At 73.6% G+C, this 10,935-nt stretch carries 9 protein-coding genes; 6 read left to right on the top strand and 3 right to left on the bottom strand.

What is annotated here, in order from left to right; all coding sequences use genetic code 11:
* Window positions 1–140: 140 nt before the first annotated feature.
* Both ACFXGA_RS18825 and ACFXGA_RS18820 read right to left on the bottom strand, forming a co-directional pair.
* The gene (locus ACFXGA_RS18825; protein ID WP_378089495.1) at window positions 141–2,018 is read right to left on the bottom strand and encodes a ricin-type beta-trefoil lectin domain protein; all 1,878 of its coding nucleotides are present in this window, start codon (window positions 2,016–2,018) and stop codon (window positions 141–143) included.
* A 165-nt stretch (window positions 2,019–2,183) separates the two neighbouring features.
* Window positions 2,184–3,191 carry a LacI family DNA-binding transcriptional regulator gene (locus ACFXGA_RS18820; protein ID WP_378089493.1) on the bottom strand — a complete coding sequence of 336 codons (1,008 nt, stop codon included), beginning with the start codon at window positions 3,189–3,191 and terminating at the stop codon, window positions 2,184–2,186.
* Between the two features lie 119 nt (window positions 3,192–3,310).
* Here ACFXGA_RS18820 and gndA point away from each other — a divergent pair, with 119 nt between their 5' ends.
* From gndA to ACFXGA_RS18805, 3 genes are all read left to right on the top strand, one after another.
* Window positions 3,311–4,750 carry an NADP-dependent phosphogluconate dehydrogenase gene (gene gndA, locus ACFXGA_RS18815; protein WP_378089491.1) on the top strand — a complete coding sequence of 480 codons (1,440 nt, stop codon included), beginning with the start codon at window positions 3,311–3,313 and terminating at the stop codon, window positions 4,748–4,750.
* 24 nt (window positions 4,751–4,774) lie between these two features.
* Window positions 4,775–5,392: a rhomboid-like protein gene (locus ACFXGA_RS18810; protein ID WP_378089489.1), complete on the top strand. Its 618-nt coding sequence runs from the start codon at window positions 4,775–4,777 to the stop codon at window positions 5,390–5,392.
* A 321-nt stretch (window positions 5,393–5,713) separates the two neighbouring features.
* Window positions 5,714–7,918: a SulP family inorganic anion transporter gene (locus ACFXGA_RS18805; RefSeq protein ID WP_378089487.1), complete on the top strand. Its 2,205-nt coding sequence runs from the start codon at window positions 5,714–5,716 to the stop codon at window positions 7,916–7,918.
* A 435-nt stretch (window positions 7,919–8,353) separates the two neighbouring features.
* On the opposite strand, the gene ACFXGA_RS18800 is transcribed toward ACFXGA_RS18805, so the two are convergent.
* A complete protein-coding gene (locus ACFXGA_RS18800) occupies window positions 8,354–8,674 on the bottom strand; it encodes a hypothetical protein (protein ID WP_378089485.1) in 321 nt (106 codons plus the stop codon).
* Between the two features lie 167 nt (window positions 8,675–8,841).
* On the opposite strand from ACFXGA_RS18800, the gene ACFXGA_RS18795 reads away from it, so the two are divergent.
* The 3 genes from ACFXGA_RS18795 to ACFXGA_RS18785 all read left to right on the top strand — a co-directional run bounded on the left by ACFXGA_RS18795 (window position 8,842) and on the right by ACFXGA_RS18785 (window position 10,806).
* Window positions 8,842–9,702 carry a helix-turn-helix domain-containing protein gene (locus ACFXGA_RS18795; protein ID WP_378089484.1) on the top strand — a complete coding sequence of 287 codons (861 nt, stop codon included), beginning with the start codon at window positions 8,842–8,844 and terminating at the stop codon, window positions 9,700–9,702.
* A gap of 6 nt (window positions 9,703–9,708) precedes the next feature.
* Entirely contained in the window at window positions 9,709–9,900 is a 192-nt protein-coding gene (locus ACFXGA_RS18790) for a DUF397 domain-containing protein (RefSeq protein ID WP_378089482.1), read from the top strand.
* A 252-nt stretch (window positions 9,901–10,152) separates the two neighbouring features.
* Window positions 10,153–10,806 (top strand): DedA family protein, encoded by a 654-nt coding sequence (locus ACFXGA_RS18785; RefSeq protein ID WP_378089480.1) that lies wholly within the window; start codon window positions 10,153–10,155, stop codon window positions 10,804–10,806.
* Window positions 10,807–10,935 lie beyond the last annotated feature (129 nt).

Here is a 10,935-nt window from a genome sequence, read left to right as displayed (position 1 = left end):
GGGGGGGGGGGGTCGCCCCCCCCCCCCCACGGGTTTGGCGCGGCCCCGGGGGGGGTTGGGGGGGCGCGGGCGCGCTCCGCGGTACCGGCCCGCCGTTGGTCGAGCAGCGGCGGGCCGGGTGCGCGACGTGGCGGGGTCGGTCAGGCGACGGTCCACTTCTGGTTCGCCGCGCCCGTGCACGTCCAGATCTGGAGCCTGGTGCCGTCCGCGCTGTTGTTGCCGGTGACGTCCACGCACTTGCCGGTCGCCGGGTTCACCAGGTCGCGGCCCGAGGTGTAGGTCCACTGCTGGTTCGCGCCGCCCGCGCAGCTCCACAGCTGCAACTGCGTGCCGTCGGCGGTGCCCCGGTCCTTGATGTCGAGGCACTTGCCCAGCGCGCGCACCGTGCCGTCACCCGGCCGCGACCACTGCTGCGCCGCGGTGCCGTTGCACGTGTAGAGCTGCACGGCGGCGCCGTCCGCGCTGCTCGCGCCCGCGACGTCGATGCACTTCCCGGCCAGGCCGGTGATCGCGCCGCCGCCGCCGGGGTTGCCGGAACCGGGCGTGCCCTGCCAGGTGAACGTCGCCGAGGTGCGGGCGGGCAGGGTGTAGGTGAACGACTGGTTGCCCCAGTTGACCCGGATCGACTGCGCCGACGTGCCGCCGTTGTGCGCGATCAGGGCCTTGGAGCCGTCCGGGTTGCGGTAGGCCACGTTCTGCACCGTGCCGTTGGCCGTCGAGTCGATCCGGTACGCGCCCGGCTTGACGAACTTCGTCAGGTGACCGGTCGTGTAGTACTCGATGGTGTAGTCGACCTGGCCGGCCCGGGAGCCGCCCTCCTGCACGGTGATCAGGCCGGTGCACGTGCCGCAGCCGCCGTTGTGGGGCCCCATGTCCTGGTTGAGCGCGAGGCTCCACTTGACCAGGCTGGAGCTCCAGTTGCGGGCGTAGTTGACGATGTCGGCCATGTCCTCGTTGTGCTGGTTGGCGATCCACGTGCCGCCGGAGTGCTCGGTGCTGAACTGCTTCACGTTCGGGTACTGGTTGCGCACCTGCGTGCCGACGGCGGGGTCGCCGAAGTAGCCGTGCCACGCGATGCCGCCGAACAGCGGGTCGTTGCGCACGCCGGCGTCGTTGAGCACGCCGGAGCCGAAGTTGGCGTAGTCGCCGTAGTTCCAGTCGTGCACCAGCACCTTGGTGGTGATGCCCGCCGCGCGGAACGCCGGGTACAGGTTGTTCTTGGTGAACTCGACCAGGCCGGACGGGTTCCAGCTCATGCCGGGGTAGTTCATCGCGGTCGGGTTGGACGCCTGGCAGCAGTTGGGCTCGTTCTGCACCGACACGTAGTCGACCGGGATGCCCGCCGCCTGGTAGCTCTGCACGTACTTCACGAAGTACTGGGCGTACATGGGGGCGTACTCCCACTTGAGCCAGCCCATCTGGTCCATGCGGCCGTTGTCCTTCATCCAGCCCGGCGCGCTCCACGGCACGCCCTTGACCCGCAGCTGCGGGTTGAGCTGCTTGGCCTGCTGCGTCAGCAGCCGCACGTTGGTGTCGTAGCCGTTCGCGCCCCAGTCGTTGAGGTCGCAGCAGGTGTCGTCGAGCGAGACGTTGCCCGGCCGCGACAGATCGGACGCGCCGATCGGGTTGCGCACGAACGACAGGCCGATCCCGTCGACCGGGTGGAACAGCCTGCGCATGACGGCGTCCCGCGTGGCGGCCGAGACGGGACCGCCGCGCAGCAGGTACGCCGTGGTGTCGGTGATCGACGCGCCGCCACCCTCGAACTGCTGGTAGGTGGTGCCCTCGTTCACCGTGATGGTGTGGGTCGCGCTGCCCCCGTTGGAGCCGAACGCGATCGGCGACTGCTGCTGGAGGCCGCGCGTGACCACGCGCCCGCCGCTGTCGGAGGTGGTGGTCAGGTAGACGTTGACCGCCTCGCCGGCCGCGGCCGCGGGTTGCGAGGCGGCGAGGGCGGCGGCGACGGTGATCAACGCGGTGCCGGCGCTGATGAAAGCCCGACGGTGGGAAGAGGGCACCCCGGACTCCTTTCACGACGTTGTGGATCAGGCAGGGTCCTCGGCGGCCTGTAACAAACTGGAACATCTGTGGAACTTGTCCGCACGGAAGAGGAAACAAGCCTGCCGAACACCGTGTCAAGGTCGCGCCGGGAGTCCGGTAATTACCGTGAAAAGCCGCGGTCGTCAGGCGCCGCGGCGGGGGCCGGTCGAGGCCCTGACCACCAGTTCCGTGGCCAGCTCCACGTGCAGCGCCTCCAGCTCGTGCCGGTCGAGCAACCGCGTCAGCAGGGTCACGGCCATCCGGCCCATCTCCTGCAACGGCTGCCGCACCGTGGTCAGCCCCGGCCGGGTGGCGCGGCTGAGGTCCAGGTCGTCGAACCCCGCCACCGACACGTCGCCCGGCACGTCCAGCCCCAGCTCGCCGGCCGCCCGCAACGCGCCCACCGCCATCTTGTCGTTGAACGCGACCAGCGCCGTCGGCCGGTCCGCGAGCCCCAGCAGCTCGCGCGCGGCCCGGTGGCCGGTCTCCTCGGTCGGCTCGTCCACGTGCCGCAGCAGCTCCGCCGACGGCAGCACGCCCACGTCGGACAACGCCGCCGCGTACCCGGCGAGCCGGCCGTCGCTCGCCTGCCAGTCGCGGGGGCCGCCGACGATCCCGATCCGCCGGTGCCCCAGCTCGACCAGGTGCGCCATCAGCCGGCGCGCGCCCGCGAAGTGCGCCGCCGACACCGACGCCACGTCGCGCGGCAGCTCGGTGCGCGGGTCGACCACCACGAACGGGAAGCGGCGGTCCCGCAGCCGGACCAGCTCCGCGGCGGGCTCCGGCGGCAGGATCAGGATCGCCCCGGCCACGTCCGACCGGGTCGCCAGGCCCGGCAGCACCGACGCGCGCTGCGCCGACACGCCCGCGCTCAGCACGACCTGTCGCCCGTGCAGCGCCAACGTCTCGGCGACGCTGGACACGATGAGCCCGAAGTAGTCGGTGAGCAGGTACGGGCAGCGCACGTAGACCGAACCGGCGGGCTTCGCCGCCCGCGCCCGCGGCGCCTCCGCGCCCAGCCCGGCCACGGTCCGCAGCACCAGCTCGCGGGTGTGCTCGGCGACGTTGGCCTGGCCGTTGAGCACCCGCGACACGGTGGCGATGGATAGCCCGGTCGCCCGTGCCACGTCCCGCACCGTCGCCCTGGCCATCCGCGCCCCCGTCCCGTCGTTGTTTCAGGATGTTACAGGGCGGGCGGCCGGTCGTGGCATTCCATGATCAGGGGTGTCGGACAGGTGCGCGCGGGCGCGGATTTCGGCACGCTGTGCAGATGACCACCTCCGAGGCACCCGCGCGGATCGCCGTCACCGGGCTCGCCGTCATGGGCAGCAACCTGGCGCGCAACCTCGCCCGGCACGGCTACCGCGTCGCCGTGCACAACCGCAGCCACGCCCGCACCAAAGCGCTGATCGCCGACCACGGCCACGAAGGCGACTTCGTGCCGGCCGAGACGCTGGAAGAACTGGTCGCGAGCCTCCAGACGCCGCGCCAGATCATCATCATGGTCAAGGCGGGCGCGCCCACCGACGCCGTCATCGACGAGCTGGCGCCCCTGCTGGAGCCCGGCGACATGGTGATCGACGGCGGCAACGCCCACTACGCCGACACCCGCCGCCGCGAGGCCGCGCTGAAGGAGGCCGGGCTGCACTTCGTCGGCGCCGGCATCTCCGGCGGCGAGGAGGGCGCGCTCAACGGCCCGTCGATCATGCCGGGCGGCTCGGCTGAGTCCTACCGGCACCTCGGCCCGGTGCTGGAGGACATCGCGGCCAAGGTCGACGGCGTGCCGTGCTGCGTCCACGTGGGGCCGGACGGCGCCGGGCACTTCGTGAAGATGGTGCACAACGGCATCGAGTACGCCGACATGCAGCTCATCGCCGAGGCGTACGACCTGCTGCACCGGGTCGGCGGCCTGGCCCCCGCCGAGGTCGCCGAGGTGTTCCGCGGCTGGAACACCGGCGACCTGGAGTCCTACCTGGTGGAGATCACCGCCGAGGTGCTCGGCCACACCGACGCCGAGACCGGCGCCGCGCTGGTGGACGTGATCGCGGACGAGGCGGAGCAGAAGGGCACCGGCCGCTGGACCGTGCAGGAGGCGCTGGAGCTGGGCGTGCCCGTGACCGGCATCGCCGAGGCGGTGTTCGCGCGGTCGCTGTCCGGTCGGGCGGCGCAGCGGCAGGCCGTGCGGCAGGCGTTCGGGCCGGCCGAGATCGTCGGCGGCACGGCGGACTCGCTGGTGGAGGACGTGCGGCAGGCGCTGTACGCGTCCAAGGTCGTGGCGTACGCGCAGGGCTTCGACCAGATGCGCGCGGCGAGCGCCGAGTACGGCTGGGACCTCGACCTGGGCGCGATGGCCACGATCTGGCGCGGCGGCTGCATCATCCGGGCCCGGTTCCTCGACCGCATCCGCGAGGCGTACGACAAGGACCCGGAGCTGGCCTCGCTGCTCGTGGACGACTACTTCCGCGACGCCGTCCGCTCGGCCGAGGCGGCGTGGCGGCGGGTCGTGGTGAAGGCGGTGACCTCCGGCGTGCCGGCGCCCGGTTTCGTGTCCGCGCTGGCGTACTACGACGGGCTGCGGTCCGAGCGGCTGCCCGCATCGCTGATCCAGGGGCTGCGCGACTTCTTCGGCGCGCACACCTACCGCCGCACCGACCGCGAGGGCAGCTTCCACACCCTCTGGTCGGGTGACAGGTCCCAAGTGGACGCCTGAGACCACCGGCCCGATCATGGCCGCGTGCGTGATCGGTTCCGGCGTCACCCCGTCACGGCCGGCTACCTGTCGGCCGTGGCGGGGCTCGCGCTGCTGATGCGGTTCGTGTTCGCCGACGGGGTGTCGGCGCAGGTGCGGGAGTCGTTGAGCACCAACGCCGCGAACCTCGCCCACCACCCCGTCAACGCCCTGCTGGGCAGCGCTTTCGTGCTCGACCCGGAGGGCGACGGCCTGGCGCCGACCGCGCTGGCCGTGGTCGGCGTGGCGGTGTGCCTGGGCGTGCTGGAGCGCGAGGTCGGGCCGTGGCGCGCGGCGGCGGTGGCCGTCGCGGGCCACGTCGGCGCGACGCTCGTGACGGCCGCCGTCATCTCTTCGGGTGTTTATCGGACCGACCTGACCGACGTGGTGGACGTCGGCGTCGGTTACGTGGCGTTCACCGCAGCCGGCGCCATCACCGTGTTGGGACCAGTGGTGGTGCGCGTGCCGTGGCCGGCGCTGCTCGTGGCGTTCCCGCTGGCGGGCGCCGAGTGGTACGGCGCGGTGCCCGAGTTCCCGGTCGTCGGCCAGGTCGCGGCCGTCCTCATCGGACTCGGCGCGGGCGCGTTCGCGGTGCGCCGCGCCGACGCGGCCGTCGGCCGGTAGCTCCGTCACCAGCGGTGACGACGCACTCCTGATCAACACGACCGGGTGGATCGGCTGTCAGTTCGCCCGGTTCCTCGTCATCATGGAGTGGACGCGACCTGTGCGACGCGGGCTGTGCCGACACGTCCCCTGTGCCGACACGGAGGTGCCACCGTGGCTACCCCTCACCACCGCGCCGGGGCCGGGTTCCGATTCGCCGGACCCTACGCCTCCTGGCCGCACCCGCTGCCGCCCTTAGCCCGGTCGTAGGCGTCGCGCTCCCCGACGACACCCCGCGCGCCCGCGGGGCGTTGCCCCCTACCCTCCCGAGAGGACCGCGCCATGAACCGGCCGCGCCCCAACAAGTCCCACGCCGGCGAGCACACCACGGCCGGCCCACCGGGCGGCCTGGCCACCGTGCTGCGCCACGACCTGCCCGCGTCCGTCGTGGTGTTCCTGATCGCCGTGCCGCTCTCCCTGGGCATCGCCGCCGCGACCGGCGCGCCGCTCATGGCCGGGCTGATCTCCGCCGTCGTCGGCGGCGTCGTCGCGGGCGCGCTGTCCGGCGCGCCGTTGCAGGTCAGCGGTCCCGCCGCGGGCATGGTCGTGATCACCGCGAGCGTCATCGCCGAGTTCGGCTGGGCCGCCACCGCGGGCATCACCCTCGCCGCGGGCGCCGTGCAGGTCGTGTTCGGCCTGAGCCGGCTCGGCCGGATCGCGCTGTCCCTGTCGCCCGCCGTGGTGCACGGCATGCTCGCCGGCATCGGCGTGAGCATCGCGATCGGCCAGCTCGCCGTCGTCCTCGGCGGCACGGCCGCCACCTCGGTCTTCGACAACCTCGGCAAGCTGGTCACCACCGACGTGCGGTGGTCGGCGCTGCTGGTCGGCCTGCTCGCCGTGCTCGCGCTGGTGCTGTGGCCGCGCGTGCCGCGCGCCTCCGTGGTGCCCGCGCCGCTGGTGGCGGTGCTGGTGGCGACGCTGGCCACGATGGGCTTCGACGTGGCCAGGGTGGACCTGCCCGACGACCCGTTCTCGCAGGTGGTGCTGCCGCAGATGCCGTCGGGCAGCTTCGGCGCGGTGGTGTTCGCGGTGCTGACCGTGGCGGTGGTGGCCAGCGTCGAGTCGATGCTGTCCGCGGTCGCCGTCGACAAGCTGCACGACGGGCCGCGCGCCGACCTCGACCGCGAGCTGATCGCCCAGGGCACGGCCAACGCGGTCGCGGGCGCGCTGGGCGGCATGCCGGTCACCGGCGTGATCGTCCGCAGCTCCACCAACGTGGCCGCGGGCGCGCGCACCCGCGCGTCGACCGTGCTGCACGGCGTGTGGATCGCGGTGTTCGTGCTCGCGCTCGGCTCGGTGCTGGAGCTGATCCCGCTGGCCGCGCTGGCCGGCGTGCTGCTGGTGGTGGGCGCGCGGCTGGTGAGCGTGCGCCGGATGCGCGCGCTGTGGCGGCACGGGGAGTTCTCCGCGTACGCGGTCACCGCGCTGGGCGTGGTGGCGCTCGGCCTGCTGGAAGGGGTCCTGCTGGGCGTCGCGGCGGCGGCGCTGCGGTCGCTGTACCGGCTGAGCCGGTCCTCGGTGCGCATCGACCAGGAGCCGGACGGCTGGCGCGTGGTCATCCGCGGCTCGCTGGTGTTCCTCGGCGTCGGGCGGCTGGTGCGCGGGTTGCGCGCGATCCCGCTGGGCCAGCGCGTGGTGCTGGAGCTGCACATCGACTTCCTCGACCACGGCGCGTTCGAGGCGATCGACGACTGGCGCGTCGGGTACGAGCGGCTGGGCGGCCACGTCGAGGTGGACGAGGTGCACGACACCTGGTTCAGCAAGGCCACCCGCGGCATCCCCGCGCTGCGCAAGACACCGCTGTCGCCGCTGCCGCGGTGGTTCGCGCCGTGGTCGCACTGGCAGCGCCACCGCACCGTCACCCTGCCCCGGCCGCGCGCGGACGCCGACCCGATGATGCAGGGCATGCGCGAGTTCGAGCGCACCACCGCGCCGCTGGTGCGCCCGTTCCTGGCGGAGCTGGCCGCGCAGGGGCAGCGCCCGCGGCAGCTGTTCATCACCTGCGCCGACTCCCGCGTGGTGCCCAACCTCATCACCACGAGCGGGCCGGGCGACCTGTTCTGCGTGCGCAACATCGGCAACCTGGTGCCGGTGGACGGCGACGACTCCGTCGGCGCGGCGATCGAGTTCGCGGTGGAGGGGCTGGCGGTCGAGACCATCGCCGTGTGCGGCCACTCCGACTGCGGCGCGATGAAGGCGGTCGTGCACGGTTCCACCCGGCCCGGCTCGCAGCTGCACGCGTGGCTGAAGGCGGTGGAGCCGAGCCTGATCCGGTTCCACGCGGCGGAGTCCGACCTGCCGGTGGTGGAGCGGCTGGCGGTGGCCAACGTGGCGCAGCAGCTGGACAACCTGATGACGTACCCGAGCGTGCGGGAGGCCGTCGCGGCGGGCTCGCTGCGGCTGGTCGGCATGTACTTCGACATCTCGGCCGCGCGGGTCTACCTGGTCGACCCCGAGCGCGACGGCCTGGAGCCGGTGCGCGTCTGAGCACCCGGGGCCGGTGGCCGCGTGGCCCGGTCCGGAGTCGGTGGGTGCCGAGCACGCGGGGCGGGTCTCGGCGATCGCGTGGTCCGGCCTTGGAGCGGGCGGGCGTCCGAGCGCTCGGGACCGGTCTCGGTGGCCGCGTGGTCCGGCCCGGAGCCGGGGGCGTCGAGCGCCCGGCCGGTCTGGTTGCCGGGTCCGTCGGCCTGGAGCGGTGGGCGTCTCGGTGGCCGTGGTCCGTCCCGGCGACCGCGTGGTCCGGTCGCCGGGAAATCGGCGCGGAAGGCCGACTTCCCAGCGACCGAGCCGCCGTCGGCGTGAGCGGCGGCCATTCACCGCGGCACCGGCCCCGGTCGGGGCGGGGTCGGTGGCGCTTCGGGTCCGGGCGGTGGGGTCGGGCGCGCCGGTGGGTGCTCGGTCGCGCGGGTCGTCGGCGGTCGCCTACCCGGCGCTGCGCAGGTGGCGGTGCTCGCCGGACGGCTCGTCGTCGGTCACGGTCAGCGCCAGCTGGGCGGCGAGGTACGCCCGGCACGGCGAGGGCAGGCGGCGGCTCCACCGGCGGGTGCGGCACGTCGGGCAGCGGCCGTGCTCGTCGGGGGTGTGCTCGTCCAACAGCGCCCTGACCGCCGCGACCACGCGGGGCAGCTCGCGGCGGGCGAGTTCGACCGCCGTCCCGTCGTCCCCGGTCGCCGCCAGGCGGACCAGCGCGGCCAGGTGCTCGTGGAGGGATCGGTCGAGCTGGCTGAAGACGGTGGTGGACACCTTCAGCGCTCCTTCCCTGGGGCGGGTGCTGCCTCGCAGCCTGGGACCGCGTCCGGCGCTCTGCAAGTTGCAACACACGAATGGATGACCTCCCTTTGCTCGGCAGGCCACCGGCCACAGACTGGGCTGCGGCCCTGTGGACGGGGGCCGTCGACGGAGGTGTCCGGATGCCACGGGGCAGCAGCCCGACGCTGCGCAAGCGTCGGCTGGTCGGCGAGCTGCGCAGGCTGCGCGAGGCGGCCGACCTCACCATCGAGGACGTCGCCGCCCGGCTGGAGTGCTCCGCCTCCAAGATCAGCCGCATCGAGACGGGCCGCGTCGGCGTCACCCCGCGCGACGTCCGCGACATGCTCGCCGCCTACGGCGCGGACCGGGACACGCTGGACGAGCTGGTGCAGCTGGCGCGGGACGCGCGGCGGCGGGCGTGGTGGGACGAGTTCGGCGACATCGCGCCCGGCCGGTACGTCGGGTTCGAGGCGGACGCCGAGTCGGTGCGCGGCTACCAGGGGCTGATGGTGCCCGGTCTGCTCCAGAGCGAGGCGTACACGAGGGCGCTGATCCGCGCCGTGCTGCCGGCCGCCGCGCCCGCGGAGGTGGACCGGCGGGTGCGGCTGCGGCAGGCGCGCCAGGCGTTGCTGCTGGCGGACGACCCGCTGCGGCTGCACGTCGTCGTCGACGAGGCGGCCATCCGGCGGCTGGTCGGCGGGCGGGATGTGATGGCCGAGCAGTTGCGGCGGCTCCACGAGGCCGGGAAGCGGCCGAACATCACCCTCCAGGTGGCCTCTTTCGCGGCGGGCGCGCACGCCGCGATGGACGGCCCGTTCGTGATCCTGGCCTTTCCCGGGGAATCGGATCCGGCCGTGGTGTACCTCGAAAGCCCCCGCGGCGACGTCTACGTGGAACAGCCCTCGGACGTCGCCCGGTATTCCGACCTGTTCGCACGGCTCAGCGCCGAATCGCTCGACCCGGCCGCCTCGTCCGCGCTGATCGGGCGCGTCGCGCGCGAGCTGGGCCTGAATTCGAGGTGACCTGCCATGCAACGCCAGTGGCGCACGAGCACGCGGACGTCCGCGAGCGGTCCGGAGTGCGTGGAGATCGCGCTCGACCGGGTCGCGGTCGGGGTGCGTGATTCGAAGAACCGAACCGGCGGCGAGTTGGGCTTCGGTTTCGCGCAGTGGTCCCGTTTCCTGGGCACGGCGAAGAACGGCGCATTCGACCGGCGCTGACCGCGCCCCTCGGTGCTCGGCGGCGGAGAACCGCCGTTGCCCGGCCGCCGAAAAGCCGACGGCGCGGGTTCACGCACCCGAGGGGTGGTTCGCGCCCCCGAGGGGCACACCCCTGACTTCCGGCCCGCCACCCGTACGACCATGGTCTGGCGGCGGGTCAGCCTCCGGTCCGATGCGCCCGCCGATCGCCTTGCGGTGGACTCCCCCTAGCCTGCACTCCGGTGCTCGTCGTGATCCACAGGGGGATGAACCATGGCTTTGCTGACCGACGCACTGGAAGGGCTCGCCGGTCTGCCGCAGCCCGCCGTGCTGGCGGTGACGGGCGCGTTGACGTTGGCGGAGTGCACGCTCGGGGTGGGCTTCATCGCGCCGGGAGAGAGCGCGCTGCTGCTGGCCGCCACGACCGTCACCAGCGTGCCCCGCTTCCTGGTCATGTGGCTGGTGGTGTCGGTGTGCGCGGTGGCGGGCGACAGCATCGGGTACTTCCTGGGCCGCCGCTACGGCGACCGGCTGCGCGACAGCAAGGTGGTGCGCCGGCTCGGCCAGGAGCACTGGGACAAGGCGGGCGCGCTGCTGCGCCGGCGGGGCGCGTGGGCGGTGTTCTTCGCCCGGTTCATGCCGGTGGTGCGGACCCTGGTGCCCGCGTCGGCGGGCGCGTCCAAGCTCGAGTACCGGCGGTTCCTGCCCGCGTCGATCGCGGGCGCGGTGTGCTGGTCGGCGTTGCACATCGGCATCGGCTCGGCCGCCGGCGCGTCGGCGAAGTACATCGAGTCCGTGTTCAACGGCGCGATGTGGGGTCTGATGGGCATCGCGGTCGTGGTCGGCGTCGTGGTGGCGCTGCGCCGCCGCCGCAAGGCCGCCCGGGCGGCGGCCGCCGAGCCGCGCGAGCTGGAGGAGGTCGCCTGACCCCGCGCGTAGCCGAAGGGCCGCGTCCGGGGGTTCGGATCCCGGGCGCGGCGCAGGTAGTGGTGGGTGGGCACTGGCGGTGGGGGGAAGACCAAGCCGCGGCCCCACTGAAAAAGGCGTTGGTGCTTG

Source organism: Actinosynnema sp. NPDC059335 (genome assembly GCF_042752395.1).
Taxonomy (GTDB): Bacteria; Actinomycetota; Actinomycetes; order Mycobacteriales; family Pseudonocardiaceae; genus Actinosynnema.
Note: the sequence above shows the minus strand (reverse complement) of the source record. Positions and strands in the feature narration are given on the sequence as shown.

What these genes read in the sequence shown, in the direction of transcription:
- ACFXGA_RS18820 (WP_378089493.1), bottom strand. Translation starts at nt 3,191, where the DNA reads ATGGCCAGGGCGACGGTGCGGGACGTGGCACGGGCGACCGGGCTATCC.
- gndA (WP_378089491.1), top strand. Translation starts at nt 3,311, where the DNA reads ATGACCACCTCCGAGGCACCCGCGCGGATCGCCGTCACCGGGCTCGCC.
- ACFXGA_RS18805 (WP_378089487.1), top strand. Translation starts at nt 5,714, where the DNA reads ATGAACCGGCCGCGCCCCAACAAGTCCCACGCCGGCGAGCACACCACG.
- ACFXGA_RS18795 (WP_378089484.1), top strand. Translation starts at nt 8,842, where the DNA reads ATGCCACGGGGCAGCAGCCCGACGCTGCGCAAGCGTCGGCTGGTCGGC.
- ACFXGA_RS18790 (WP_378089482.1), top strand. Translation starts at nt 9,709, where the DNA reads ATGCAACGCCAGTGGCGCACGAGCACGCGGACGTCCGCGAGCGGTCCG.
- ACFXGA_RS18785 (WP_378089480.1), top strand. Translation starts at nt 10,153, where the DNA reads ATGGCTTTGCTGACCGACGCACTGGAAGGGCTCGCCGGTCTGCCGCAG.